This is a genomic window from Ruminococcus sp., assembly GCF_016283395.1.
The window spans coordinates 128,183-154,339 of record NZ_JAEEMU010000035.1; the positions used below are offsets into that span (position 1 = coordinate 128,183).

27 protein-coding genes are annotated in these 26,157 nt (G+C 46.0%); 2 read left to right on the top strand and 25 right to left on the bottom strand.

Annotation, left to right across the window (positions count from 1 at the left end):
- Positions 1–11 precede the first annotated feature (11 nt).
- The 25 genes from QZZ41_RS04760 to miaB all read right to left on the bottom strand — a co-directional run bounded on the left by QZZ41_RS04760 (position 12) and on the right by miaB (position 24,098).
- Positions 12–419, bottom strand: a complete 408-nt coding sequence (locus tag QZZ41_RS04760) for a hypothetical protein (RefSeq protein ID WP_295068889.1) — start codon at positions 417–419, stop codon at positions 12–14.
- 26 nt (positions 420–445) lie between these two features.
- Positions 446–820, bottom strand: coding sequence for a hypothetical protein (locus tag QZZ41_RS04765; RefSeq protein WP_295068892.1), 375 nt, complete (start codon positions 818–820; stop codon positions 446–448).
- 205 nt (positions 821–1,025) lie between these two features.
- Positions 1,026–1,970: a transketolase family protein gene (locus tag QZZ41_RS04770; protein WP_295068895.1), complete on the bottom strand. Its 945-nt coding sequence runs from the start codon at positions 1,968–1,970 to the stop codon at positions 1,026–1,028.
- Positions 1,971–1,975: 5 nt separating this feature from the next.
- Positions 1,976–2,815, bottom strand: a complete 840-nt coding sequence (locus tag QZZ41_RS04775; protein ID WP_028518669.1) for a transketolase — start codon at positions 2,813–2,815, stop codon at positions 1,976–1,978.
- Between the two features lie 255 nt (positions 2,816–3,070).
- Positions 3,071–3,391, bottom strand: a complete 321-nt coding sequence (locus QZZ41_RS04780) for a hypothetical protein (RefSeq protein WP_295068900.1) — start codon at positions 3,389–3,391, stop codon at positions 3,071–3,073.
- A 4-nt stretch (positions 3,392–3,395) separates the two neighbouring features.
- Positions 3,396–4,217 carry a Cof-type HAD-IIB family hydrolase gene (locus QZZ41_RS04785; RefSeq protein WP_295068903.1) on the bottom strand — a complete coding sequence of 274 codons (822 nt, stop codon included), beginning with the start codon at positions 4,215–4,217 and terminating at the stop codon, positions 3,396–3,398.
- 11 nt (positions 4,218–4,228) lie between these two features.
- Positions 4,229–5,143: an RluA family pseudouridine synthase gene (locus tag QZZ41_RS04790; RefSeq protein WP_295068906.1), complete on the bottom strand. Its 915-nt coding sequence runs from the start codon at positions 5,141–5,143 to the stop codon at positions 4,229–4,231.
- Positions 5,136–5,645: a signal peptidase II gene (gene lspA, locus QZZ41_RS04795; protein ID WP_295068909.1), complete on the bottom strand. Its 510-nt coding sequence runs from the start codon at positions 5,643–5,645 to the stop codon at positions 5,136–5,138. Before lspA ends, QZZ41_RS04790 begins: the two co-directional genes overlap by 8 nt.
- Before the next feature lie 69 nt (positions 5,646–5,714).
- Positions 5,715–8,492: an isoleucine--tRNA ligase gene (gene ileS, locus QZZ41_RS04800; RefSeq protein WP_295068911.1), complete on the bottom strand. Its 2,778-nt coding sequence runs from the start codon at positions 8,490–8,492 to the stop codon at positions 5,715–5,717.
- A gap of 61 nt (positions 8,493–8,553) precedes the next feature.
- Complete coding sequence (locus tag QZZ41_RS04805) at positions 8,554–9,114, bottom strand: DivIVA domain-containing protein (RefSeq protein WP_028518663.1); 561 nt, start codon at positions 9,112–9,114, stop codon at positions 8,554–8,556.
- A 12-nt stretch (positions 9,115–9,126) separates the two neighbouring features.
- Positions 9,127–9,885, bottom strand: coding sequence for a YlmH/Sll1252 family protein (locus QZZ41_RS04810; RefSeq protein ID WP_295068916.1), 759 nt, complete (start codon positions 9,883–9,885; stop codon positions 9,127–9,129).
- Positions 9,885–10,355, bottom strand: a complete 471-nt coding sequence (locus QZZ41_RS04815) for a cell division protein SepF (RefSeq protein ID WP_028518661.1) — start codon at positions 10,353–10,355, stop codon at positions 9,885–9,887. The genes QZZ41_RS04810 and QZZ41_RS04815 overlap by 1 nt, the downstream gene beginning before the upstream one ends.
- 97 nt (positions 10,356–10,452) lie before the next feature.
- On the bottom strand, positions 10,453–11,145 hold the full coding sequence (locus tag QZZ41_RS04820) for a YggS family pyridoxal phosphate-dependent enzyme (RefSeq protein ID WP_074714579.1): 693 nt from the start codon (positions 11,143–11,145) through the stop codon (positions 10,453–10,455).
- Positions 11,135–12,397, bottom strand: coding sequence for an HlyD family efflux transporter periplasmic adaptor subunit (locus QZZ41_RS04825; protein ID WP_295068923.1), 1,263 nt, complete (start codon positions 12,395–12,397; stop codon positions 11,135–11,137). The genes QZZ41_RS04820 and QZZ41_RS04825 overlap by 11 nt, the downstream gene beginning before the upstream one ends.
- A gap of 11 nt (positions 12,398–12,408) precedes the next feature.
- A complete protein-coding gene (gene hfq, locus QZZ41_RS04830; RefSeq protein WP_072951924.1) occupies positions 12,409–12,648 on the bottom strand; it encodes an RNA chaperone Hfq in 240 nt (79 codons plus the stop codon).
- A gap of 98 nt (positions 12,649–12,746) precedes the next feature.
- Positions 12,747–13,700 (bottom strand): tRNA (adenosine(37)-N6)-dimethylallyltransferase MiaA, encoded by a 954-nt coding sequence (gene miaA / locus QZZ41_RS04835; RefSeq protein WP_295068929.1) that lies wholly within the window; start codon positions 13,698–13,700, stop codon positions 12,747–12,749.
- Complete coding sequence (locus tag QZZ41_RS04840; protein ID WP_295068932.1) at positions 13,681–14,376, bottom strand: hypothetical protein; 696 nt, start codon at positions 14,374–14,376, stop codon at positions 13,681–13,683. The genes miaA and QZZ41_RS04840 overlap by 20 nt, the downstream gene beginning before the upstream one ends.
- Positions 14,377–14,385: 9 nt before the next feature.
- The gene (gene mutL, locus QZZ41_RS04845) at positions 14,386–16,428 is read right to left on the bottom strand and encodes a DNA mismatch repair endonuclease MutL (RefSeq protein WP_295068934.1); all 2,043 of its coding nucleotides are present in this window, start codon (positions 16,426–16,428) and stop codon (positions 14,386–14,388) included.
- A 31-nt stretch (positions 16,429–16,459) separates the two neighbouring features.
- Positions 16,460–17,080 (bottom strand): hypothetical protein, encoded by a 621-nt coding sequence (locus QZZ41_RS04850; protein ID WP_295068939.1) that lies wholly within the window; start codon positions 17,078–17,080, stop codon positions 16,460–16,462.
- A gap of 183 nt (positions 17,081–17,263) precedes the next feature.
- Entirely contained in the window at positions 17,264–19,882 is a 2,619-nt protein-coding gene (gene mutS, locus QZZ41_RS04855; RefSeq protein ID WP_295068943.1) for a DNA mismatch repair protein MutS, read from the bottom strand.
- A gap of 181 nt (positions 19,883–20,063) precedes the next feature.
- Positions 20,064–20,678, bottom strand: coding sequence for a hypothetical protein (locus QZZ41_RS04860; protein ID WP_295068947.1), 615 nt, complete (start codon positions 20,676–20,678; stop codon positions 20,064–20,066).
- A gap of 10 nt (positions 20,679–20,688) precedes the next feature.
- Positions 20,689–21,096, bottom strand: coding sequence for a YlbF family regulator (locus QZZ41_RS04865; protein ID WP_295068949.1), 408 nt, complete (start codon positions 21,094–21,096; stop codon positions 20,689–20,691).
- 36 nt (positions 21,097–21,132) lie between these two features.
- Positions 21,133–21,912 (bottom strand): hypothetical protein, encoded by a 780-nt coding sequence (locus QZZ41_RS04870; protein ID WP_295068952.1) that lies wholly within the window; start codon positions 21,910–21,912, stop codon positions 21,133–21,135.
- 2 nt (positions 21,913–21,914) lie between these two features.
- Positions 21,915–22,718: a hypothetical protein gene (locus tag QZZ41_RS04875; protein ID WP_295068955.1), complete on the bottom strand. Its 804-nt coding sequence runs from the start codon at positions 22,716–22,718 to the stop codon at positions 21,915–21,917.
- 3 nt (positions 22,719–22,721) lie between these two features.
- Positions 22,722–24,098 carry a tRNA (N6-isopentenyl adenosine(37)-C2)-methylthiotransferase MiaB gene (miaB, locus tag QZZ41_RS04880; protein ID WP_295068958.1) on the bottom strand — a complete coding sequence of 459 codons (1,377 nt, stop codon included), beginning with the start codon at positions 24,096–24,098 and terminating at the stop codon, positions 22,722–22,724.
- A gap of 198 nt (positions 24,099–24,296) precedes the next feature.
- Here miaB and QZZ41_RS04885 point away from each other — a divergent pair, with 198 nt between their 5' ends.
- On the top strand, positions 24,297–25,142 hold the full coding sequence (locus QZZ41_RS04885; RefSeq protein WP_295068961.1) for a ComEC/Rec2 family competence protein: 846 nt from the start codon (positions 24,297–24,299) through the stop codon (positions 25,140–25,142).
- Between the two features lie 39 nt (positions 25,143–25,181).
- The gene (locus QZZ41_RS04890) at positions 25,182–26,063 is read left to right on the top strand and encodes a hypothetical protein (protein WP_295068963.1); all 882 of its coding nucleotides are present in this window, start codon (positions 25,182–25,184) and stop codon (positions 26,061–26,063) included.
- Positions 26,064–26,157 lie beyond the last annotated feature (94 nt).

The following is a 26,157-nucleotide window of genomic DNA, read 5'->3' on the forward strand; positions in this document are numbered from 1 at the left end:
ATCAGTTCAGATCATACTTGGTAAACTTTTGGATCTTTCACATTAAAGAATATTTTCTTCTGGTTTGTCTTTTCATTTACAACAAGGAAGATGTTCTCTCTATCTATATAATTAGGGTTAGCGTGTGCAAGTCCGTCAAGATTTGCATAGTATACTTTTAATTTATCGCCCTTGACTAATGTTTTTCCGTTTCCGACAAATCTTCTGCCTTCGCCAAAAAACTTCAATTTAAACTGTCCGTTCCATACAACGAAGTCTTTTTCTTTTTCTTTCTCGTAAAGCTGAAGATTTGCATGCATGACGTTTTCATTTGCTGCCTTGGCAGTAAATGCTGTATCTGATGGGGTGTTTACCATTGCTGCATATGATGATGCTAAAAGTGAAAGTGCTGCAACTGCACCGATAACATTCTTTTTCATTTTATATACTCCTTTCAATACTAAGATCACTTTGCTGCTTTCAGTGCAATAAGGCAATCGAGGTGTGGCTTGATGTAAAATCCGTACTTGTCATAGCCCTTACTATTAAGTGCTACAGTCTCGCCTACCTTGTATACCTTGAACACCTTATTAGGGAGGTTGGGAAGAGCTGCTGCATTCTGCTTTAATACAATACCGTTCTTTGTTGCTATAAAGGTCTTTCTTACACGGAATAATCTGTAAAATTCATTCTTAACAGGATTTACTGCATTGACGTTTTCTTCTGCTGCGACTGCCTTAGCTGTAAAAACTGTGGATGATGTGGTGCTTGCGTTCATTGCAACTGATGAAGTTGCTAAAAGTGCGAATGCAAGTGCTGCTGCGTTATACTTTGTGTCCATTTTAAATTTTTCCTTTCATTATATGTTTTTAATTCTCTGCGGCTTTTGCCGTATTCATCTTACAGTTATTATTATATCCAACATCAGCTTTTTCTCAATAAAAAAGGAGTGAAGAAATACAAAGCAGGAGTAAACGGCGTTTTTATACAAAAAAAGCCCGCAAAGGTAATTGCCTTTGCGAGCTCTTCATATCATGAATGTTATATTACTTTTTAAGAGCAGCCTTTACTGTCTTAACGATGTTCTCAGCTGAAAGACCGAACTCCTTGAGAAGATCAACAGCAGGACCTGAATGTCCGAACTCGTCGTTTACACCGATCTTAACAACAGGAACAGGACAGCAGCAAGTTACTGCCTCAGCTACTGCTGAACCAAGACCGCCGATGATGCTGTGCTCTTCAGCAGTTACGATAAGACCTGTTTCCTTAGCGCACTTGCAGATAAGCTCCTTATCAAGAGGCTTGATAGTGTGGATATTTACTACTCTTGCAGAGATACCCTCAGCTTCGAGAGTCTTTGCAGCTTCAACAGCCTCATTTACCATAAGACCTGTAGCAACGATAGTAACGTCCTTACCGTCCTTCATAACAACGCCCTTGCCAAGCTCAAACTTGTAAGTTGCAGCGTCATTTATAACAGGAACAGCAAGTCTGCCGAAACGCATATATACAGGACCGTTGAAGTCGAGAGCAGCCTTTACAGCAGCCTTAGCTTCAACATCATCACAAGGATTGATGATAGTCATGCCGGGGATAGTTCTCATAAGAGCGATATCCTCGTTGCACTGATGTGTAGCACCGTCCTCACCAACAGATATACCTGCGTGTGTAGCGCCGATCTTTACGTTGAGGTGTGGATAACCGATAGAGTTTCTTACTATTTCAAAAGCTCTTCCTGCTGCGAACATTGCGAATGTGCTTGCGAAAGGTATTTTACCGCATGCTGCAAGACCTGCTGCAACGCCCATCATGTTAGCCTCTGCGATACCGCAGTCGAAGAAACGATCGGGATAAGCCTTCTTGAAGATACCTGTCTTTGTTGCAGCAGCAAGGTCTGCATCGAGAACTACTAAATCCTTATATTCCTCGGCATACTCCTTGAGAGCCTCGCCGTAGCTTTCTCTGGTAGCCTTTTTGATTACATCTGCCATGATAATTAGTCCTCCAATTCCTTTAACTGCGCATTCAGCTCTGACATTGCCTGATCGTACTGTTCCTTGTTAGGAGCTGTACCGTGCCAGCCTACCTGATTTTCCATGAATGAAACGCCCTTGCCCTTTACAGACTTCTGAATGATAGCAACAGGCTTGTCCTTTACTGACTCAGCTTCTGTGAAAGCTCTGTCGATATCGTCAAAGTCGTGAGCGTCCATAGTGATAACGTGCCAGCCGAAAGCTGCAAATTTATCTGTGATAGGCTCAGGTGAGCATACCTCAGTTATAGGACCGTCGATCTGAAGTCCGTTGTTGTCTACTATAGCAACGAGGTTTGTGAGCTTCTTGTGAGCTGCAAACATAGCTGCTTCCCATACCTGACCCTCTTCGATCTCGCCGTCGCCGAGGATAGTGTATACCTTATATGACTTGCCATCGATCTTGCCGGCAAGAGCCATACCGCAAGCAGCGGAGATTCCCTGTCCGAGTGAGCCGCTTGACATATCAACACCTGGGATATGGATACATGGATGTCCCTGTAAGAGCGCACCGATGTGGCGGAGAGACTTGAGCTCTTCTACAGAAAAATAGCCCTTCTGTGCAAGTACAGAGTAAAGAGCAGGAGCTGTATGACCCTTTGAGAGTACGAGACGGTCTCTGTCGGGAGCGTCAGGATTTTTAGGATCGTTGTTCATCTTGTTGAAGTAGAGGTAAGTCAGGGTATCGCTTATCGAGAGCGAGCCGCCCGGATGACCTGATTTAGCGTTATATGTGCCTTCGATAACGCCCATTCTAACCTTGCAGGCTGTTTTCTGCAATTCTTTTTTGATATTTGCGTCCATATTGACCTCCATGATCTTTATTTAACGGCATACGCCGTGATTTGTTTGACAGCAGAAGGCGGGTGACTCGGTCGCCCCCTAATATTGCTCATGTACCTAACTTTTCATTGGCTCATATTATTGTCGCAGGTACAAAAAGCAATAGCAATAATTATTAATTATTCAGACAGCCGCCCGCCCCTGCAATAAAAGCTATGTATTTATTATACCGCAAAAATTGTATCATTGCAAGACTTTTCTTGCGGTTTATATTCATCAGAATATCATCATCACAAGTACGATGAGATAAAATATGAGAAATCCCGTACAGGCTATGGCAGGAAATGCAATCAGCATCTTGTTCTGCTTCTCATGTAAAGTACCTCTGAGCCTTAATGCTTTCATAAGCAGGAGCGATGATATCCACATAGGTATCGCCCATATCGCCAGTCCCAGAGTTGCCACATCGCTCATAGTGAAGTCAGCCGTTGATGACGAGCTTCTTCCGTAGAGCGTGCCGTATACCAGCATAGCCAGAAGTCCGACCATGAATAGTATCATTATTATGTATGTTGTTATTGCCGCCTTTTTTTTCATTGTTCTACTTGCTGCACCTTTCGATTATGTAGTCTATAAGCTCAGCTACCGCACCGTTTTCATTGGTGCATTTTAAAACGAGGTCTGCCTTCTCCTTTACGCTGTCCTGTGCATTTGCAGGGCAAGCTCCCACATCGGCTTCGACTATCATCTCTATATCGTTGTCGAAATCTCCGACAGAAACGAAGGTGCAGCCCTCCATTCCCCTGAGCTTTCTGTATTCTTTAAGTGCCGAGCCCTTGCTTACTCCGCTTGGGAGCATTTCAAGGAATATATCCGATGACTTTACGAAATCAACGTCCTCAAAGTCAAGCTTCCCTGTAAGTATCTGCATATAGTCAACATCTTCGGGAGCAAGGGAGAAAAGCACTTTCAGCCAGCCGCCGTCGGATATTTCATCAAGCTCGGCATAATTCGGCACGATATTGCACAGCTTTGTATGAAGCTGCTGATAATCCGTATTACTGAAAACGTAAGTGCCGTCTGTTTTCAGCACCTCTCCGCCAGCCTGCGGCATAAGCTCAAGGAGCTTGCGGGTATAGTCCTTAGCCGCAAGGGTAAGAGGCTTGGTATAGAGCGTTTCTCCGCTGACATAATCATAGATAGCCGCTCCGTTATACATTATGATAGGGTATTTAAGTCCGAGTGTGCTGCGGAACTGCGTGAAAGACTGTATTGTACGTCCCGTAGCCACAGTAAAGCGTCCGCCCAGCTGCGTGAAATACTCAATTGCAGCTCTGTCAGCAGCGGTTATCTCCTTCTGCGAGTTGAGGAGAGTTCCGTCCATATCGCTGAGCAGTACGACTTTCGATATATCTTCAAACAAAGGTATCACTCCTACATTTTCTCAAGCTTTCTCAGGACAGCATTGAAGTATTCGGGAAGCTCGCTCTGAAACTCCATATACTCACCTGTTGACGGGTGGATAAAGCCTATTTTACGTGCATGAAGGCACTGTCCTTCCAGTCCCTTGTAGGGCTTTCCGTAAACATCATCGCCCAGTACGGGGTGTCCGATATAGCTGAGGTGGACTCTTATCTGGTGAGTCCTGCCCGTTTCAAGTCTTAGCCTTACGTGTGCATAGCCGCCGTACTGCTTTATCACACTATAATGTGTAACGGCATTGCGTGAATTTTCAGTAGTCACGCACATTTTCTTCCTGTCGGTCTTATGCCGTCCGATAGGAGCATCTACGGTGCCTTCAGTCTCCTTGAAGTATCCGCAGGCAACCGCCTCATATTCTCTTGTAAAGCTGTGGACCTTTATCTGCTCCGCCAGCTTTAAGTGAGAAGCGTCATTCTTTGCAACGATAAGCAGTCCGCTTGTGTTCTTGTCGATACGATGTACGATACCGGGACGTATCACGCCGTTTATGCCCGAAAGGCTGTCTCCGCAGTGATACAGGAGAGCGTTGACAAGTGTGCCCGTGTAATTGCCGTGAGCAGGGTGTACCACCATGCCCTTTGGCTTGTTTACTACCAGCAGGTCATCGTCCTCATAGACGATATCCAGCGGTATATCTTCAGGTACAGCGTCCATCGGCTCGGGCTCGGGTATCTCAACGACTATCTCCTCGCCGCCTTTGAGCTTCATGTTCTTGCTTACGGCTTTGCCGCCCGATGTGACCATGCCTTTTTCGATAAGTCCCTGTACTGCTGAACGTGTCAGCTCAGCAATATTGTCCGAAATATACTTGTCGATACGGCTTCCTGCGTCCTCGGCAGAAGCTGTAAGGACTACCTGCTCATTCATTTTCAGCCGCCTTTTCTGTCTCAGCCTTCTTTGCCTTTTCTATCTTGGGATCAATGAAGATACCGTAGATGAGAAGCAGCACAAAAGCCACTGTTACGCAGATATCAGCCACGTTGAATATTGCAAAGTGGAAGAGCTTTACCTCGAACATATCCACAACATATGAGAAGCGGAAACGGTCTATAAGGTTGCCGATACCGCCTGCTATGAACAGTGTGAGCGCGATATTCAGTAACTTTGAGCGTTTGTACACCTTAAAAAGCAGGATAATTCCGCCTATTACCACAAGGCTCGTAAAACCTACGAGGAACCACCTCTGTCCCGACATACTTCCGAAGATAGCACCGTCATTCTCCAGATAGGTAAGGTCTATTATCTTAAAGTCACCGAAGTGTATGAATTCCTTAGTGCCCACAGGTTTCAGATCATGTATTGCCCAGTATTTCACAAGCTGGTCAGCTCCTACAAGAGCCGCTGCCATCAGTACAAGAAGTATAGCCACGTTGTTTTATCCTTTCAATAAGACAGCCTGCCGACTTTTTCAGCCGACAGGCAATATAATACTAATTAGTTAAGCTTCTACAGCCACTGCACATCTCTCGCAGAGTGTCGGGTGGTTGTGGTTTGTGCCTACGTACTTGCTGAAGCACCAGCAGCGTTCGCACTTTTCGCCCTCTGCCTTAGCAACAACGAATGAAGTCTCAGCACCGCTCTTTTCAACCTCAACGCCTGATACGATGAGGATATCCTTGAGCTGGTCAGCCAGTGAAGCATATCTGTCATAGTCAGCATCGCTGCTCTTGATGATGATCTTAGCTTCAAGTGACTTACCGATAGTCTTTTCGTTACGAGCGTCCTCAAGGGCCTTGTTTACTGCAAGACGGGTATTGTAGATGAAATCCCACTTCTCGGTAAACTCAGCTGTAAACTCGATGCCGCTCTTTTCAGGCATCTGATTGAGGAATACGCTTTCCTTGTCGTCTGCTGCCGAATGAGGCATGAACTGCCATATCTCCTCGGCTGTGTATGAAATGATAGGTGCAGCCAGTCTTGTCATAGCACTGATTATGCGATACATAGCTGTCTGAGCTGCTCTTCTGAGAACAGAATCTTCCTTCTCACAGTATAGTCTGTCCTTGATGATGTCAAGATAGAAGTTGGACATATCTATTACACAGAAGTTGTGAAGAGCGTGCAGTGCGATATGGAAATCGAATGCATCGTAGCCCTTCTTCATAGTGTCGATAAGATTGTCAAGCTTCATAAGTGCCCATTTATCAAGCTCTGTGAGCTGATCGTCGGACACGCTGTCCTTATCGGGATCAAATCCTGCACCGTTACCCAGGTTACCCAAAATGAAACGAGCAGTATTTCTTATTTTCTTGTAAGCATCTGAAAGCTGACCGAGGATAGGCTTCGAGATACGGATATCGCTGTGATAATCCGAAGAAGCTGCCCAGAGTCTGAGGATATCAGCACCGTACTGGTCTGTTATCTCACTTGGATCGATACCGTTGCCCAGTGACTTGTGCATTGCCTTGCCTTCGCCGTCAACGACCCAGCCGTGGGTGCAAACAGCCTTGTAAGGAGACTGTCCCTTGTATACTACAGATGTAAGGAGCGATGACTGGAACCAGCCTCTGTACTGGTCTGCACCTTCGAGATAAAGGTCAGCAGGCCATGTAAGGCTCGGGAAGTCCTTTCCTTCCATAACAGAGGTATGAGATACACCGCTGTCGAACCATACGTCCATGATATCGTATTCCTTAGTGAATTCACCGCAGCCGCACTCGCACTTAACGCTTGCAGGGATAAACTCGCTTGTATCCTTAGTCCACCATGCATCGCTGCCTTCCTTGCGGAAAAGTTCAGAGATAGCATTGATAGTCTCGTCATTGCATATAGGCTTGCCGCAGTCCTTACAGTAAACAACAGGTATCGGAACGCCCCATGTTCTCTGACGTGAGATACACCAGTCACTTCTGTCGCGTACCATGCCCTTTATTCTGTCCTCGCCCCACTCAGGGATCCACTGAACAGACTCGATAGCCTTGATAGCATCGTCCTTGAAGCCGTTTACTGAGCAGAACCACTGCTCTGTTGCTCTGTATATGATAGGGCTGTTACATCTCCAGCAGTGTGGGTACTGGTGGACGATCTTCTGTGTAGCCAGCATTGCGCCCAGCTCTGTGAGCTTTGCAGCGATAGCCTTGTTAGCCTGATCTGTGTCCATGCCCTCGAATTCGCCTGCTTCGGCAGTCTGCTTACCCTTTGAGTCAACGCATACGATGATACCGATATCGTCGTACTTCTTGCAAACCTCAAAGTCCTCTACACCGTAGCCGGGAGCTGTATGTACGCATCCTGTACCGCTTTCAAGAGTAACGTGGTCACCTACGATGATAGGTGAAAGACGGTCGTAGAGCGGATGCTTTGTTTTCATCCCCTCAAGCTCGGCACCTGTAAAGATATGCTCTGTGGTATACTCTGTGATACCAGCAGTCTCCATAGTTGTCTTTACAAGCTCCTCAGCCATTACGTAGTACTCATCGCCTACGTGAACGAGGGTATAGTTATACTCTGGACCAAGGCATATAGCCAGGTTGCCAGGGATAGTCCATGTAGTAGTTGTCCAGATAACGAAATATATCTTTGAAAGGTCGAGTCCAAGTCCCTTGAAGATACCCTTATCATCAGTTACGTTGAACTTGACATAGATCGAATAGCAAGGATCGTTTGAATACTCTATCTCAGCCTCAGCAAGAGCGGTATTACAGTCAGGGCACCAGTAAACAGGCTTTAAGCCCTTGTACATATAGCCCTTCTTTACCATTGAGCCGAATACTTCCACCTGCTTTGCCTCGTACTCGGGGCGAAGTGTAAGGTAAGGATAGTCATAGTCGCCCAGTGAACCTATTCTCTTAAAGCCCTTCATCTGGTTAGCGACCTGTGTCATAGCGTATTCACGGCAGTGCTTTCTCAGGTCTACCGCAGGGATAGCACCGTTCTCTACGCCGATAGCTTTCATAGCTTTCAGCTCGATAGGAAGTCCGTGAGTATCCCAGCCCGGAACGTAAGGAGCACAGAATCCGCTCATATTCTTATACTTTACGATGAAATCCTTGAGAGACTTGTTAAGAGCGTGTCCCAGGTGGATCTCGCCGTTTGCATATGGAGGTCCGTCATGGAGAACATATGAAGGCTTGCCCTTGTTCTTGTCTATCATCTTGTAATAGAGTCTTTCATCTTCCCATTTTTTGAGAGTTTCGGGTTCTCTCTTAGGCAGATTTCCGCGCATAGGGAATTCTGTCTGCGGTAAATTAAGGGTACTGTTATAATCCTGTGCCATACTATCTGATCTCTCATTTAAAAGCTCTGAGAGATCCTCCTTTCGATCTTTTTTGATATTATTATTCTTCTGTCTCAGCAGCTACAGCAGCAGCTATCTCTTCAGCTGTCTGCGGCTCTTCCTCTTCTGCCTCGGCATCATCGAATGTCTCAGGCATAGAAGAGATGAGCTCAAGGTGGCTCTTATACATATCAAAGAGGCTCTTCTTGAAGTCAGCTACCTGCTGCTGAGCTTCGATGAGAGCTTCCTTCTCCTTAGCGATCTCAGCGCGGTTCTTCTCCATAGCCTCTGCGTGCTGACGTACAGCCTCGTCCTCGAGAGCAGCAGCCTTTTCCTTAGCCTCAGCAAGTATCTGCTCAGCCTTTTCGTTAGCTTCGTTGAGCACCTGATGGCCCTGCTTCTGAGCACCGAGAAGTGCGTCCTTGAGAGCGTCCTCGTCTCTCATGTATTCTCTTACCTTGTCAGCAAGCACCTGAATCTTGCTGTTAGCCTCAGCGCGCTCGCGCTCCATTTCATCAAGTTCAGCCTCGAGCTGTGTGAGAAATTCGTCTATTTCCTCCTGCTTATAACCAAAAGCAGCTTTTTCAAATCTCTTATTTCTAACGTCCTTTGAAGTTATCATTTCAATTCACCTCTAAATATATTTTCTCAGATTTATGTGTATGCGGCCCTTTCTGGTCGAGCCGTTAATACCCGAAAGAATAAACCTTCCGCAGCCTCTAACCGAGAGGATATCTCCCTCCCTGACTTCATGGGATACGGAAGAAACGGGAAAGTGGTTTACATCCACCTTGTCCGAACGGATAAGAGCAGCAGCCTTTTCACGGCTGACATTTGCCGCAGCCCCTACTACGCAGTCAAGGCGCAGCGATGCGACAGTTCCGCTGATATCCTGAAATTTCTGAGCGTTTTTCAGCTCAAAGGGCTTGTCATCGGATATTTTAACTCCGACCCTGCCTATCTTAGAGACCGCAGACATGATAAGCTTTGCCGCCACATCAGTGACAAAGGTCTGTGCAGTTCCCTCCTCTGCGGCGATATCGCCAATGGCTTCGCGCTTCAATTGCTGAGCCATAAAAGAGCCGAGGAAGTCTCTGTGCGTAAGCTTGTCCTCCTTGCGATAGCTGAAGGTAAGGCATTTCATAGGGAAGTCATCTTTGATATACTCCTCACAGTAATCGGGGTATACAGCAAGTATCTTTCTTTTGGCATTCTCATATCCGCCCCACAGCATATACCTTAGCCCACCAGTGTTTTTCCTGCACCACATCTCAGCCACGGCACACTGACGCTCGTCGAGAAATGATGAGAACTGAGCTGTCCCGTCTCTTTCACAGAGCGAGACCATATCCCCCAGCCTTGCAGCAAATAGCTTATCCGACTGATCGTTCATCAGATGAATACGCCGTTATTCTCCAGCTCGCCAACAAGGTCTTCGCCGATAAAGCCGACATTATATGGAGTAATGATATATGTCAGATTAGCAACAGGCTTGAGGCTTCCGCCGTTTGCATAAGCAACACCTACAAGGAAGTCGATTATTCTTCTCTTATTTTCAGGAGAAGCTGTTTCAAGATTAAGAACTACTGTCTTCTTTGCGATAAGGTGATCTGCGATCTGCTTAGCGTCTGTGAAAGCAGAAGGCTTTACGAGAACCACCTGGAGCTGTGCAGTAGTCTGGATATTAACCACCTTGTTTCTTCTGCCTGTTCCCGGAGCACTTGTCTCGTTTACAGGAGCATCGTCCTGATCGGAAGGCTGGAAACCGCCTCTTTCACGCTCATGACGTACTGGTACATCAGCTTCAAAATCATCATCATCTGCAGCAAAGAAAAAATCTTTAATACCGTCAAAAAGTTTCATCTTAATACTCCTTCTCCGCATTATTTGTTTATATATATTTCTCTTCACAGGATCAATGCGGAGCATCCCGTGTTGATATCCAGCATTCCGCTGTGAGTTACTTTGAGTAGTCTCTTGCGCCGAAAAGTCCCGTACCTATACGCACCAGCGTAGAGCCGTACTTTATGGCTTCGGCATAATCATGAGTCATACCCATAGAGAGCGTATCCATATCGGGGTACTGAGCCTTTACGCTGTCGTAAAGCTCCTTCATACGTCCGAGGAAGATATCGCTTTCGCCCGGCGGCGGGATAGTCATAAGCCCCCTTATCCTTATTCCGTCAAGCTCTTTCAGTCCTTCGATCAGCTCATTCAGCTCATTGGGAGCGACTCCGCTCTTGGAGTCCTCACCGCCGATATTGACTTCGCACAGGATATCCATTGTCCTGCCGTTCTTCACAGCAAGACGGCTTATCTCCTGTCCCAGTTTAAGACTGTCAACAGACTGTATCATACTTACCGAATTTATGATATATTTTACCTTGTTTGTCTGTAAATGACCAATGATCTGCACCTCAGCCGACTTGTCATAAAAGTCAGCCTTTGAGAGATACTCCTGTACCCTGTTTTCACCGAGAAGGTCAATACCAAGCTCTATTGCGTGGTTAATGGCTTCGGGAGCAACAGTTTTCGTTACAGCCATGATGCGGACAGTGTCCTCAGGCTTTCGGTATTTTGCCTTAGCTTCTGCGCATCTCTCTCTTATTATGTGCAAATTCTCGTCGATATAAGCGAGATCGTTACTTTTCATTCTCTTTCTCGACCTCCTCGATCATAATATCATCGTAAAGCGCAAGATACTCGGGATCGTCATTTACCTCTGAGAGGATATAATCGCTTCCCTCATAGACTACCTTTATCTTTTTGAACAGTATCTGCTCGCCCTTACGGATATATACACCCTTGCTTGTGAGCGTCTTTTCGGCTTCGTTTCCGTTTTCATCGGTATACGTTGTCTTTACATCGGCAAAACGTATAGCCTCACGTGGAACTTTAAGACCATTGTGCTCACCCTTGATAAGCTCCACGATCTCGGCTCTGTGCTGTACGAGCTCGTAATTGAACTTATCACATGATATTATGATGATACTTTTATTTTTGCTTTCGTCACGGATATCCGTGATCTGAGCAGGATAAGATTCTGCTGACGAATCAAATCTCAGCTTTACTTCATCGCCGATAGCGTACTCTTTCTTTGAGTTATCGGCAACCAGTGCAAGATACCAGCCGTAACCGTCTATAAGCTTTCCGACCACGTTGGGTGCTGTGGATTTCCTGTCGGTTATCCCGTCAAGCATAGAGACTGTAAGACTGTCAAGGTTCTTTGTAGTGAGCTTGTCCTCATAGCCGTCGATATAGCTTGCAAAGTAAGCAGAGCGTTTCGCGGATATAGTTTCCTGCGATGCTACAGCCTTTGCATCGAGCCTTGCTATCTCAGCCTTTATGTCTGAGATCTTCTGGCTGAAGCCCTGTACCTCTTCAGTTATTATCTGATAGGTACTGAGCTTTACGAGAAGCTCCTCACTGACCTCGTCAAGAGTCTCAAAATCACCCGTATCCCTGCTGCATATGAGCCTGCGGTAATTCTCTGCGATACTTTCCGACAGATTTGCAGGCTGTGCGGATTCAAGAGTACCGGGGTTCTGTATCTTCTGAAGGACAGCGAGTTCCTTTTCCAGCTTAGCCTTTTCATGCTTTATGCTCAGCTGTTCATCAGAGGGGTAAGCCTCTGCGATGACAGTGCCGTTGCCGACTCTTCCGCCGTCAGACACATTATAGCTGAGAACACCGTTTCCGCTGTAGAGGATTATCTCCTCGTCCCTGATGAATACTCCCTTGTATTCCTTTGAGGATACAGCAGAAGCCATCAGAGCCGAGACAGTATTGCTCTCCCTGTTGCGGAAGTTATAGACTATGCTGATAAAAATTATCAGAAGCAGCACAAGGACAATGTTCCTCAGGAGCTTGACCATGAAGCTGCCTTCCGATCTGGCAAATCGCATTCAGATCACCCTTAGTCGTTCTTTTCCGAAGCGTCAAGAATAGAAACTGCTCTTGCCGGGATGATCGTTGATATAGCGTGCTTGTAAACCAGCTGCTGCTTGCCTTCGCAGTCGAAGATAGCTACATAGCTGTCAAAGCCTCTTACCATACCCTTGAACTGGAATCCGTTAGTAAGGATAATAGTTACCATGATCTTGTCTTTTCTGCACTGATTAAGGAAAACATCCTGCAGATTGATAGTTTTGTTCATACACATTCTCCTATCTGATTTATTTGTTTACGTGTACATCTGAACGGGTAAAATTATTTTCCAAATAACTCGCGTAGAAATACACACACTACATTATATCACACTTCAAAGTGTTTGGCTATAGTTTTTTTGCATTTTTCTAATATTTCAATTTTTTTATTAAATGTATCGGGCATTATCCACTCTATGCGAGGGTTCCTTCTGAACCATGTGAGCTGACGCTTGGCGTAATGTCTTGTCTCCTGCTTGATATCTGCAATGCATTCCTCAAGCCCTCTTTCGCCCTTGAAATAGGGGATAAGCTCCTTATAGCCTATGGCATTCGCAGCAGTTTTCATGCCGCTTTCAAGCCAGAGCTGCCGTGCTTCTTCGACAAGCCCGGTCTTTACCATTTCGTCAACACGCAGGTCTATGCGTTCGTATAGAGTCTGCCTGTCCTCATAGTTCAGCCCTATAATAAGGGAATCATACGGACTTTCCACCATTTTGCTCTCACGTTTCAGCTCGCTGAACTTCCTGCCCGTAACATGGCAGACCTCTAATGCGCGGACTACTCTCACCAGATTATTCGGGTGTATACCCTCTGCGGCTTCTGAGTCAAGCTCCGCAAGCCTTGCATGGAGAGCCTCATTGCCGTGTTCCTTTGCAAAGTCGTAAAGCTCCTGACGGTAAGCCTCATCGCTGCCGCCCTCAGAGAACTTCACATTTTCAAGCAGCGAGTCTATGTAAAGTCCCGTACCGCCTACTATAATAGGAAGCTTTCCCCGTGAGAGTATCTCCTGTATCTTCTCATTTGCCAGCTGAACATAGTCCGCAGCACTGAAACTGATATCTCTGTCAAGGAAATCCATAAGATGATGAGGTATCCCCTGTTTTTCCTCTTCCGTGGGCTTTGCCGAAGCAATGTCCATACCCTTGTATATCTGCATGGAATCGGCGGAGATGACCTCTCCGCCGTAAATCTTTGCAAGCTCAACGCCCAGCCATGTCTTGCCCGATGCCGTAGGACCGACCACAGCAAGCACGAAGGGCTTATTGTTCTTTTCGTTCATTATCAACTTCTCCCGACTGTATACGCTTTATCATTTTTGCTGTCTGCCTTTTTTTAAACACTCTTCTTGCTATTATGCCTGCTGCTATTCCCAAAGAAGGCACTAAAACAAGCACGGGCACTACTATCATCATAAAATACGGAGGTCCTGTACTTACACGGCAGTATATCCCCTCGCCGTTAGTCTCAATGGTATATGCGGCAGGAGTATTGAAAAAATGCACTGTTTCAAACGCAGACGCATTGGTAACTCCGAGGATATTGCCGTCCTTATCGCAGTAAGCAACTTTCACCTGACTGAAATGATTGAAGATCTCATCGTTTTCTTCTTTCAGCCCGAACACCACATACATATTTTCCATATCCGACTTTTCAAAGACGGCACAGTTATGGCGCAGCAGCATACTTGTATAACCGCCCTCTTCATATTTTGCAAGTCCGCAGTCTTTGTCAACTCCGAGAAGCTTTCCGTTCTCCTCATTGAAGTCAACAGCGTACTTGTCATTTTTCTTGTCCTTTACGAGAATATCCGCAAAGGCTGTGCCATCGGGAGCGTTTTTCAATGTAATGCTCTGACGAAGTGTATCAACGTTCCATGCAAAGGCGGTCATACCGCCCATAAAGCACATTATTACTGTGAAATATACTGCGATGAATGCTTTAACTGCTCGTTTCATAGTTACTCCTTACGTCCTTTTGAACTGATGTGAGATATTGCTCTTGGTCATGGTGAACATAACAGGTCTGCCGTGAGGACAGTGTCGTATCCTCTCATCGAAGTACACCTGCTCCGCAAGAGATTGGAGCTCGGTGATATCGTTCTTGTCATTGCCCTTTATCGCCGATTTGCAGGCAACTGTGTGAAGCATATCGTCCAGCATATGAGACTGTGGATCGTGACTGTACATACGGAGATTATTTGCTATCTCTGAGATGATATCCTCCATGTCAAGCTCCATTATAAATGTAGGGACAGCCGTTGCTATCACACAGGGCTTCTCCGAAAAATCGAATGTGAAGCCCAGGTCCGCAAGAAGCTCCTGATTTGATTCAAGTGCGCTTATCTCGTCACCTGTGAGCAGTACACGGACTCCCGTAAGGAGCTGCTGGCTGTACTGCCTGCAGTTGCGGCTTTTCAGACGCTCAAATATTATTCGCTCATGGGCAGCGTGTTTGTCTATCATTATCATTGTATCGTCACCAACCTCAGCAATGACGTAAAGTCCGAAAGCTTCACCGATAACACGTATCTTAGGCTTTTCAGTCCATACAGACTCCTCTTTCTTCTCCTCGGCAGGCTGCTGACTTACAGGCTGTGCGGCGGTAAATGCCTGCTGAGTGATATAGCTGAATCCCTCAACAGGTGCAGGCTCGGGTTCGCTGACTGCTACAGGCTCGGGAGCTTCTACGCTCTCGGTCACCTGCTCCGCTTTCGGAGCTTCTTCGGCTTCGCGTACAGGCTCGGGCTTTGTATATACGGGAGCTGCTGCCTGCACGGACTTTGGCTCGTCATATGCTGTACTTGGCTTTATATCCGCAGTATAAGGCTTTTCCTCGACCTCTCTGCGCACAGGCTGAACAGGAGCAGATACAGCCGCAGGAGCTTCCGCAAGCTTTTTCTCTGTCTCCTCGATCTTGTCAACGGGAGTGAACAGGAATTCCTGCTGTATCATCTCCTCCTGCTCGGGAACAGGCTTTGTCCAGTCAGCATGAGGTTTCAGCTCAAACTCATATATAAGACCGTCCTTCATCATGGCGTTCTTCACAGCGAAATAGACCGCGTCCGATACGGATTTTTCGTTGGTGAAGCGCACCTCCGCCTTTGTGGGGTGGATATTTACGTCCATAGTACTTGGCGGCAGGTCTATGAGAAGTACGCAGGCAGGGAATTTGCCCGTCATTATCATGTTTGTGTAGGCATTTTCCAGAGCCGCCGAGCAAAGCCTTGAACGGACATATCTTCCGTTTACGAAGAAGTTCTGGAAAGCGCGGTTGTTCTTGGAATACAGGGGCTTTATAACGTATCCGCCAACATGGACTCCCTCATATTCATAGTCCACAGGCATGAGGTCACGGGCGAAATCCCTGCCGTAAACTGCGTATACAGCAGAAAAAAGTTCTCCGTCACCGCTTGAATTGAACTCTGTGCGGTTGTCGCGTATAAAGCGAAAAGCTATGTCAGGGTGTGACATAGTTATCTTCTGGAGTATACTGCTCACCGCATTTGCCTCGGTAACGTCCTTTTTCATGAACTTTCGTCTTGCAGGCACATTGTAGAAAAGATCGCGGATAATTATGGTAGTGCCGTCAGGACAGCCGCTCTGCTCGTGAGAAGTCTCAACACTTCCCTCGATAGTGTAGAGAGTGCCGTAAAGCTCATCTTTCTGCTTTGTCATTATCTCCACACGGGCAACTGCCGCTACAGATGCAAGAGCTTCACCGCGGAAGCCAAGAGTAAGGATATTTTCCAGATCCTCCTTGGCACTTATCTTGCTTGTGGCATGACGAAGAAAAGCCTTTGGTACATCGTCAAAGGACATTCCGCAGCCGTCATCTGTGACGCGCATATATGTAGTTCCGCCGTTTTTTATCTCCACGGTTATATGAGTCGCCCCTGAGTCTATGGAGTTCTCAACAAGCTCCTTTATGACCGATGAGGGACGCTCGATGACCTCACCTGCGGCGATGAGTTCGGATATTTCCTTGCTTAGGACGTTTATTGGAGGCATTGCTTACTTCCTTTCTGATATGGAACGCGGTTCAGACCAGCTTTATATCCTTTGGTATGAGGATAACTCCGCCGTATTCGATATGCTCGGCAGTATAATTTGCTGTGTCCATGCGTCCGAACTGCTTTTCGGATACTATGGCAAATGGACAGGCAGCAGGCTCTGCGCCCTCCTTTATATCCATTTCGTTTACTATGCCCTCGCTGAGCTCCAGCTGTGTCTGGATAGTTCTCGTTTTGGGCAGTATCCAAAGCTTTGAAGCCATAGCCTTTAACTTGTCAACAGCTTCCTTTTTGTAGGTGTGAGCGTCAATGACAACCTCGTCCTCGGGAATGATGATAGAAAAGATATACTCGCCGCGGACAGGCTCCTCGTTCATAATGAAGCCGCGAACCTCCGAGAAGCCGCCGTAGCTGAGATCCATCTGCTTGTAGTCGTTCTCGCAGTTCTCCTCATAGCCGAGAACGAAGTCCTCTTCCAGCTTCTTCTGGTTCCAGTCGGTTATCTCTTCAAGAGACATACCCTCGGCGTGCCATGCGCCGCCCTTGAATTCGAGCCCGGCGTGCTTGATGTAAGCATTGAGCTCCTTCATATTGTCAAAATCCAGCTCTGCACGGCTGAATTCCATTATCACAGAAAAATATGCAGGCATATTTTTACCTCCGTTTATTTATTTATGAAATGCAGAGCCACTCCCTGCATTTAGAGTTGAGAGTTGAGAGTTGAGAGTTGAAAGTCATACACGGGCGGATAATATCCGCCCCTGCATTTTTAATGTTATACGCGGAACGCCGCAGGCGTTCCGCGCTAATGGCTAACGGCTAAAGGCTAAGGGCTACTGCAAAGCCTTGAGCATATCTTTCAGAAGCTCACGGCATTCGCTGTCAGAAAGCTCGTCAACATTGGTCTTTTCAAGCATATCCAGCGCAGCTTCCCTGCCCAGACTTCCGAAGCTTATCTGTCCAAAGTCGTCATTCTTTACTACGGGACGCTCATTCTCGTGAGCCTTTTCCATTTCTTCAAGAAGCTCTCTCGCTCGGCTCACTACCTTTGCAGGAAGTCCTGCAAGCTTAGCAACGTCAACACCGTAGCTCTCGTCAACTCCGCCGCGGACTATCTTTCGCAGGAATCGTATAGTGCCGCCGTGCTTGTTTACGGCGATACTGTAGTTCTTAACCCCTTCAAGCTCGTTTTCAAGCCCGATAAGCTCATGATAGTGGGTAGCAAAAAGGGTCTTGCAGCCCAGCTTTTTTGATGTGCATATATGCTCGGCAACTGCACGGGCAATGCTCACGCCGTCAAATGTGGAAGTACCTCTTCCCACCTCGTCAAGTATGACAAGGCTGTCCTTTGTGGCATTTTTGAGTATGTCCGATACCTCGCTCATTTCCACCATGAATGTGGACTGTCCTGCTGTTAGGTCGTCGGAAGCTCCAACACGGGTGAAGATCTTGTCAACTACTGATATTCTTGCGGAGTCGGCAGGAACAAAGCTTCCTATCTGCGCCATGAGGACGATAAGCGCGTTCTGACGCATATATGTTGATTTACCCGACATATTAGGTCCTGTGATTATGGACATTCTGTCGGACTTGTTGTCGATATGAAGATCGTTCGGCACGAACACCTCATCTGTGAGCATGAGCTCAACAACAGGGTGTCTGCCTGCCTTGATGTCTATTGCTCCGTCAAGAACGATATCAGGCTTTACGTACTGATTTCGCAGAGCCACATCTGCAAATGAACAGAGTACATCGACAGAAGCTACAGCAGAGGCTGTTTTCTGTACAGCTTCAAGCTTTGTAGCAAGGAAATCGCGCACCTCCGAGAATATATCAGCTTCGAGAGCAAGAGCCTTGTCCTTTGCGCCCAGTATAGCATTCTCCGCATTTTTCAGCTCCTCGGTGATGAAACGCTCCGCATTTGCAAGAGTCTGCTTGCGTATCCACCCCTCGGGGATAAGGTCGTAGTAGGAACGTGTAACCTCAAGATAGTATCCGAACACGCGGTTGAAGCCTATTTTCAGGTTCTTGATGCCTGTTGCTTCCTTTTCGCGCTGTTCTATCTCGTCTATGATGCTGCGTCCGTTGTTCATAATATGACGAAGGCTGTCAAGCTCCTTGTTGAAGCCCTCCTTGATGACACCGCCGTCCTTTACGGATATAGGCGGCTCGTCCATGATAGCATTCTCCACAAGGTTAACAAGCTCGTCAAGTGTGGATATCTCATCGTTATATCGCACAAGGAGCTTTGAGTCCGACAGCTTTGCAAGCTCCTGCTTTATGAGGGGCAGCTGCATAGCCGTAGCAGAAAGTGATTTCAGGTCGCGCGGATTTGCGCTCTTGTACATGACCTTAGTCATAAGACGTTCAAGGTCGTAAACTCTGTCAAGCAGGTCTGTAAGGTCTGCAAGCACTATGCTCTTGCGGTAAAGAGCTTCAACAGCGTCAAGACGCTCGATTATCCTTGCAGGGCTTTTCAATGGCTGCTCTATCCAGTTTTTGAGAAGTCTGCGTCCCATTGAAGTCTTTGTGGAGTCCAGCACCCACAGCAGCGAGCCTTTTTTCTCCTTGCTGCGGAGAGTCTCCGTAAGCTCAAGATTTCGCCTTGCATTGAGGTCAAGTCCCATGAACTGATCTCCGCTGAGTATATCTATGGCAGTAAAACGGGATACCGAAGTTTTCTGTGTATCGTTTATGTAATCGAAAAGTCCGCACACTGCCGCGCAGTCTGCCCCGTCCTCGCTTATGCCCAGCTCTGTCACGGACTTTACGCCGAAAACGGCTGTTACCGTATCTCGTCTGGCTGACGGAGTAAAGCATATTGTATCTCTCAGCGTCACCGCGCACGAAAGGCGAACCTTTACGAAATCCGCTGCGTTTTTCAGCGAAAGGAAATTCTCGGGGAATATTATCTCCGCAGGTCTGCAACGTGAAAGCTCGTTGATAACACCTGCTTCCAGGTCCTTGCCCTCAAAGAAGCTGAGAGCCGCATCACCTGTGGAAATATCCGCAGAAGCAACACCGCAGGAATCCGTATCCTTATCGTAGAAGATACTGCATATGTAGTTGTTGCTGCCGTCGTCCAGCATACTGCTCTCTGTGAGCGTACCGGGAGTTACCACGCGGATAACATCACGCACTACTATGCCCTTGGTCTCGGCAGGGTCTGTGAGCTGCTCGCAGACAGCCACCTTGAAGCCCAGATCTATGAGCTTCTTTATGTACATATCCGCCGCATGATAAGGTACTCCGCACATAGGCGCACGTTCTTCAAGACCGCAGTCCCTGCCTGTGAGCGTAAGCTCCAGAGCCTTTGAGACCGTTACGGCATCATCAAAGAACATCTCGTAGAAGTCGCCGAGACGAAAGAAAAGTATACAATCCGTGTACTTGTCCTTGACCTCGAAGTACTGCTGCATCATGGGAGATATTTTACTTCTGTCGATTTCCATTGGTTCTGCTCCTTTATTAAAAATACTATTACTGTAAATTGAAATAGGAAAGAATGATATTAGCCTTTAACCCTTAGCCAAAAGCGTTCGCCGAAAGCGGCACATTGGCTGATAGCTAACTTATAAAGGCTGAGTCATAGATAATACTTCCCTAATTTAATTACTGTTACCTCGCGCACCGTCACATTCTTTTCAGAAATGCCATCAAAAAACCTATGACCAAAGCTAATATTACCATAACTGCTACAATTACCGAATTTCTTTTCTGTATCGACTGCAAATCCCTCGTATTGCTATCGTTTACAGGGATATTGTGCAGCTTAGCCCACCTTACAAGATCGCCGCAGCCGTCACAAGCCTTGTTGAGACTTGCTACCTTAGTGCCGTTCGACATTATTTTAAGACCATTGAAAGCAACACCGCTAATCTCCGATATCTCGCTGTAGCTGTAGGTCCTGCCCTTGACGATGATACTGTCGCCGCTTACTTCAGCTATTTCGGTCTTTTCTATCTTTGAAGCATATACCATGCAGTATATGGCAAAAAATATGGCAACAAACGCAAATATAAGTCCTGCTGTCTGATAGCTTGCTGAACGGATCATAGAACGGGTAAGTATAAGAGCACTACCAGCTATTGTACAATAGCCTATCTGTCTCGTCTGCTTTACAGTCTCATCGCAGTACCTCAGCTTAAAGCTGTAAGGCGGTTCACCTGCGCTCGAAGAGTTTATGATCTCATTTACGGCTGAGATCTTTTCGAGCAGCCTGTTATTGATATTGTTACTGTCAGCCATAGCTTTTTTATCAGTGGCAGCCTGCGCATGATGCACAGCTTCCTGTGCAGCCTGTCTCAGGTATCTGGCAAGTCTCAGGGTCCTCACCGTTTGCGCAGAGGCTGATTATCTGCTGTACGTTTGAAACGAGCTTTTCAAGTGCCTGCTGTGCGCCTGAGAAAACTATCATCTTCGGGTTCTTCATGATCTTGTTGTATACTGTCTTGAGCTCTGTGTCAAGTGCCTTGATATTGTCAGAATCAGGCTCTTCCGCACTCATAGCAGTACCTAAATTCATACGGAGCTCCTCAAAGTGAGCGATGTCCTCCTGAAGCTCCTTGTCCTCATCGTTAGCCTGCTTTGCAAGCATATAAGCTGTGTATCTGTCGTCCTGCTGAATAGCCTTTCCAAGCTCTCTTGTCATTTCCATAATATCCATTTTAAACATTCTCCTTAAATATATTTTATTTCAGAATTAACCCATATAATCGAGATAAAGCTCGTCAAATTCCTCAGTTTCGCCGTTGGCGTGATAGAAATATGATTTCACGCTTCCGTCAGGGTATCCTGTAGCATATACAACATCCATGTTCCTGATGCCCTTTTCTTCAAGCACCACATCGTAAGACGGTGTATTTTCATCAATATTGAAATCATAGCTGCCTGTTGACTTTAAATTATCATTCTCCCATTTAAAGTAATTTATACTTGCAGCACCCATGTGTCCCCATACGATAACGAAATCACCTGTATTCTCGTCATATGCGAAAGACGTATGACCTCCGCCGATGAGACCAAGATCATCTGCACCGTCCTCGGGATTTATTTTGTATAAATGTATCTGGAAATCAGCCTCGCAGCTGCCGTATTTCAGCAGAAGCTCAGGGATACCGTCTGCATCGAGATCACGGAATCCGAATTCGATACTTGCCATACCGTCGTGCTCGGCAGCTGTTTCCTCGAAAACAGTCTTTATAACGCTCTGATAGATAGCAGGATACATATCCATCAATCCGCCTGCGGACACATTGCCGTCAGGCTCTGTAGTCGTTGCAGCAGGGTCTGTAACTGCTTCTTTTGTAGTTGCCTCAGCAGTTGTCTCAGCCTCTGCAGTTGTTTCCTCAGCGGCTGTCGTTGAAGCTTCTGTAGCCGCTGTGGCAGCTTCATTATCTGCTTTGCCGTCCTTCTGTCCTGTCAAGCCGCAGCCTGTAAGAACGACTGCCGCAAAGCATGACAATGCAATAATTCTTTTCATATTCAATTCTTCCTTTCGATCAAGTCCTTGTATTCAAAATACAATTCTTCTTTTCTTTCCTCTGTACCGTCGGCAGAATAAATATAGGAATAGCCTGCTGATTCCTCATCAGCCTTGTATACCGACACATACGGGAGCTTTGTCAGACCATTCTCCTTTACGATATCATCGTAACCGTGATCGTCTGAGATTATCTCCTGAACTATTTCTGTTTCTTTCAGCTTATAGTCCTCAATTCCCGTATAATTGATACTCATTGTGCTCATCTGAGCCCATACGATAACAAATCCGTCAGTTTCATCATGGTAGTAAGCTGTGTGGCTACCGCCGAGTTCACCAATCTGATACATTCCGTCAAAGCCGTCCTCTTTGTATACATATGTGGTGAAATCAGCTTCGCTGTTTCCACTCTTGATGATGACCTCGGGAACACCGCACTTGTCAACATCATAGATAGCATACTCCATATATGCATGACCGCCGTTTTTCTCAAGCAGGTGATCGAAATATGATCTCAGCATAGGACTTACATCAGCAAAGAAACCGTCATACCTCATCCTGAAGCTCTCCTCTGACTCTTCAAAAGTTGTAGTTTCAGTCTCGGGGTGAGCTGCTGTAGTAGGGGGCTCTGTTTTTCTGACCGTTGTAGTCGTCTCGGCTTCGGTAGTTGTTTCAGCTGCCTCTGTGGTCACTGCCGCTGTCGTATTTTCTGTAGTGCTGTTATTATTGTCATTGTTGTTATTACCGGGCGTACAGCCTGCAAGAAGCAATGCTGCCAGGCATGATACTGCTATCGCTTTTTTCATTTATTACTGTCCTTTCTTTATTCTTCCCGAAACAGCCCAGTTCATAGCGTCCGTTATCTCAACGTCAACGAACTGACCGATAAGTGAGCTGTCTCCTTCAAATTCCACTATTATGAATTCATTGCTCTTGCCTGTGAGATATCCCTGCTTTTTCTTTGACACATCGTCAACAAGTACTCTCATAGTCTTTCCGATAAAACGCTTGTAATGCTCTGATGACACATCACGCTGAACGCTGAGAAGCTCTCTCATGCGCTGTCCCTTTTCCTCATCGGATATACCGTCAGGCATGTCCGCAGCCTTAGTTCCCGAACGCTTTGAATAGATAAAGGAGTAGATATTGTCATATCTCACCTTTTTTATCAGTTCCAGAGTCTCTCTGAATTCCTCATCGCTCTCGTCGGGAAATCCCACGATAAGATCGGTAGTCAGCGAAAAATCAGGATCGCGGCTGTAGATATAGTCCACTACGCCCAGATACTTTTCTATATCGTAATGCCTGTTCATTCTGCGGAGCACATCGCTGCTTCCGCTCTGAACTGGAAGGTGCAGATGCTTTGCGACTTTTTCACACTCAAAGATAGTGTCGATAAGCTCCTTTGAAGCGTCCTTGGGGTGAGATGACATAAATCTTATTATGAAATCCCCCTCTATGCTGTCGAGCTCACGGAGGAGCTGCGGGAAGCTCATGCCGTTTTCAAGATCTTTGCCGTAGGAATTTACATTCTGTCCCAGAAGCATTATCTCCTTGTAGCCGCTTGCTGCAAGTCCGCGCACCTCTTCGATTATATCCTCGGCACGGCGGCTGCGCTCCCGTCCGCGGACATATGGCACTATGCAGTAGGTACAGAAATTGTTGCAGCCGAACATTATAGGCACAGAAGCCTTGAAACTGCTGTCGCGCACCTGCTCCGCAGCTTCCGAAAAATCGTCATATTCACTGATATCAGCCGAAAAGCGAGCTCCGTGAAGAGCATCTTTAAGAAGCTTCGGCAGAGCGTTTATGGCGGAAGTTCCCAGAACTATATCCACCTGCGGATATGACTTTTTTATCTTCTCCGCAATATGGCTCTGTGCAGTCATACAGCCTGCTATACCGATAATAAGTGACGGTTTGAGCTCCTTGAGCTTCTTCATGCTGCCGACTATGCCGAAAACTCTGTCCTCAGCACTCTCGCGCACCGCACAGGTGTTGAGTATGATAAGGTCGGCTTCATGCTCGTCCTCAGTAAAGACATAGCCCATTTTTTTAAGGAGTCCCTTTATTTTTTCACCGTCGGAAACATTGAGCTGACAGCCAAAGCTCCTGACATAAGCCTTTCGCTCCCTGTCTCCGAGGAGTTCATTTATCTCTTTTATCGCTGCGGTATTGTCGTTCAATTGCAGTACCTCGCCTTCTGTAAAAATCCTGTAATAAATAATTATACCATATAATATAGTATATTTCAAGTAGTGATTTGCCATAATAAATCAAAAAGCTCATTATACTTACTGCTCATTTTAAGATTATTTTAAGTTTCGGGAAATATAATATAAGCTGTAGGAGTATATTCTCCCAAAGAAAGGGGAAATTGAAATATGTTCAGGATAAAAAAACTCGCAGCCGCATTTGCTGCCTCAATAATCACAGCCGTATCGCTGTTTTCATGTTCAGATGACGGACCTCCTGCCGATGCAAAGGAATTCAAGGTAACTTTCCTCGAAGCAGGCAAGGCTGATGCTATGGTCTTACAGTCGGAAACAGGCACTGTTGTCATAGACTGCGGTGAAAAGGGCGACGGCAAGAAAATAGTAAATCTTCTTGAAGAAAACGGCAGGACATCTATTGATTACCTGATAATCACTCATTTCGATCAGGATCATATAGGCGGAGCACCGAAAGTACTCAACAACTTGGAGGTCAAGAACCTCATAACCCCCAACTATGAGGGCAACAACGATGAATACAAGAAATTCGTCAAGACCTTGAACGAGCTTAACGTTCAGCCGCAGAAGATCACCGATAATATGTCATTTACTCTTGACGATGTAAAATACACTATTTATGCTCCCGAAAAAGACTTCTATGGTGAAGACGAAAGTGCCGAGAACAACTTCTCTCTCGTCACAAAGGCAGTCCACCACAAGAACACCCTGCTCTTCACAGGCGATGCTATGGAGGAGAGACTTGACGAGATAATGGATATAGGTCAGTGTACGCTGCTGAAAGTACCTTATCACGGCAGAAAGCTTGACAATCTCGAAGCTTTTCTGAAAAAAGTAAAGCCTAAATGCGCCGTTACCTGCACTTCAACTTCAGAGTTTTCAAACAAGACTCAGAATGCACTTGATAATATGAAGATAAAGTCCTATGCGACCTGCTATAACGGCGATATCACCGCCACAAGCAACGGTGCGGAAATAACCTTTGAGACCGAAAGATAAATATATCAAACACAGAAAAATTCAGAAGGGGAAATAAAAATGCCAGATAACAACGAAAAAGAGATAATCTGCCAGTTTGATTTTCGCAAACCCGAATATTTTTACACAAAGCCGCTGTACAGCGACCATTTGAAAATACATTTTCTGATCTATAAAATACTGAGTATCATCTGCGTTATAGTGGTTATCGTATTCATATTGATGCTGATATTCAATCCTGTTTCTACTTTTTATTCAGCACTCGTCATTCCGGTCCTTTTACTTGCATACACTGTGAAAGACCGCATTATCACACCGCTTCTTGTGAAAAAAGGCTACAAGAAGATTCACGCTGAAAACGAAGACCTTGTTACGTATACGTTTTATTCCGACAGTGTAAATATAAAATCTCCCACACTTAACACGACCTACGATTACAGCAAGGCTGAACGTTATATGGAAGACTCCAGACGTCTGGCACTTATCTTTGCGCTGAACAGACATATATCCGTTGAAAAAAGCCTGTGTACTGAGGAGCAGTTGAATTTTATAAGGAATATAGTTCCCGAAGAAAAGCAGAAAAAATACAGGAAAAAGTCCTCAATAATGCTGATAATTTGCATTCTGCTCTACTGTGTAGCTATATTTTACATAGGCAGTTCAATATTAAAGATCTACGACATCAATAAAAACACCTATTACCTTGAGTATCCCAAAACTACATACGAATCATTTGAAAAATGTCTTGACAACGGCACTGTCAAGGACGTGCTCATCATAAAGGATGAGTTCGTAGAGTATACATACACGGGGCACGATAAAGACGAACGCTACTATACGGTATGCTCAAAAAATATCAAAAAGCTTAAAACCAAGCTCGACAATAATGATATCAGCTGGAAATCAAAAGATGCAGAATACTGCATCAAAAAGCGAAGTTAAATATCCGCCTGCTGCTAATTGCAGTCAACTTAATAATATCGTTTAGGTACGAAATATAAAGGCAGCATCAGCTGCCTTTTCTTTTTATACAGCG

Bases quoted from the DNA above. Each gene is read 5' to 3' on its own strand.
- QZZ41_RS04760 (WP_295068889.1), bottom strand. From the start codon at position 419: ATGAAAAAGAATGTTATCGGTGCAGTTGCAGCACTTTCACTTTTAGCA.
- QZZ41_RS04765 (WP_295068892.1), bottom strand. From the start codon at position 820: ATGGACACAAAGTATAACGCAGCAGCACTTGCATTCGCACTTTTAGCA.
- QZZ41_RS04770 (WP_295068895.1), bottom strand. From the start codon at position 1,970: ATGGCAGATGTAATCAAAAAGGCTACCAGAGAAAGCTACGGCGAGGCT.
- QZZ41_RS04775 (WP_028518669.1), bottom strand. From the start codon at position 2,815: ATGGACGCAAATATCAAAAAAGAATTGCAGAAAACAGCCTGCAAGGTT.
- QZZ41_RS04780 (WP_295068900.1), bottom strand. From the start codon at position 3,391: ATGAAAAAAAAGGCGGCAATAACAACATACATAATAATGATACTATTC.
- QZZ41_RS04790 (WP_295068906.1), bottom strand. From the start codon at position 5,143: ATGAATGAGCAGGTAGTCCTTACAGCTTCTGCCGAGGACGCAGGAAGC.
- ileS (WP_295068911.1), bottom strand. From the start codon at position 8,492: ATGGCACAGGATTATAACAGTACCCTTAATTTACCGCAGACAGAATTC.
- QZZ41_RS04805 (WP_028518663.1), bottom strand. From the start codon at position 9,114: ATGATAACTTCAAAGGACGTTAGAAATAAGAGATTTGAAAAAGCTGCT.
- QZZ41_RS04810 (WP_295068916.1), bottom strand. From the start codon at position 9,885: ATGAACGATCAGTCGGATAAGCTATTTGCTGCAAGGCTGGGGGATATG.
- QZZ41_RS04815 (WP_028518661.1), bottom strand. From the start codon at position 10,355: ATGAAACTTTTTGACGGTATTAAAGATTTTTTCTTTGCTGCAGATGAT.
- QZZ41_RS04820 (WP_074714579.1), bottom strand. From the start codon at position 11,145: ATGAAAAGTAACGATCTCGCTTATATCGACGAGAATTTGCACATAATA.
- QZZ41_RS04825 (WP_295068923.1), bottom strand. From the start codon at position 12,397: ATGCGATTTGCCAGATCGGAAGGCAGCTTCATGGTCAAGCTCCTGAGG.
- hfq (WP_072951924.1), bottom strand. From the start codon at position 12,648: ATGAACAAAACTATCAATCTGCAGGATGTTTTCCTTAATCAGTGCAGA.
- miaA (WP_295068929.1), bottom strand. From the start codon at position 13,700: ATGAACGAAAAGAACAATAAGCCCTTCGTGCTTGCTGTGGTCGGTCCT.
- QZZ41_RS04840 (WP_295068932.1), bottom strand. From the start codon at position 14,376: ATGAAACGAGCAGTTAAAGCATTCATCGCAGTATATTTCACAGTAATA.
- mutL (WP_295068934.1), bottom strand. From the start codon at position 16,428: ATGCCTCCAATAAACGTCCTAAGCAAGGAAATATCCGAACTCATCGCC.
- QZZ41_RS04850 (WP_295068939.1), bottom strand. From the start codon at position 17,080: ATGCCTGCATATTTTTCTGTGATAATGGAATTCAGCCGTGCAGAGCTG.
- mutS (WP_295068943.1), bottom strand. From the start codon at position 19,882: ATGGAAATCGACAGAAGTAAAATATCTCCCATGATGCAGCAGTACTTC.
- QZZ41_RS04860 (WP_295068947.1), bottom strand. From the start codon at position 20,678: ATGGCTGACAGTAACAATATCAATAACAGGCTGCTCGAAAAGATCTCA.
- QZZ41_RS04865 (WP_295068949.1), bottom strand. From the start codon at position 21,096: ATGGATATTATGGAAATGACAAGAGAGCTTGGAAAGGCTATTCAGCAG.
- QZZ41_RS04870 (WP_295068952.1), bottom strand. From the start codon at position 21,912: ATGAAAAGAATTATTGCATTGTCATGCTTTGCGGCAGTCGTTCTTACA.
- QZZ41_RS04875 (WP_295068955.1), bottom strand. From the start codon at position 22,718: ATGAAAAAAGCGATAGCAGTATCATGCCTGGCAGCATTGCTTCTTGCA.
- QZZ41_RS04885 (WP_295068961.1), top strand. From the start codon at position 24,297: ATGTTCAGGATAAAAAAACTCGCAGCCGCATTTGCTGCCTCAATAATC.
- QZZ41_RS04890 (WP_295068963.1), top strand. From the start codon at position 25,182: ATGCCAGATAACAACGAAAAAGAGATAATCTGCCAGTTTGATTTTCGC.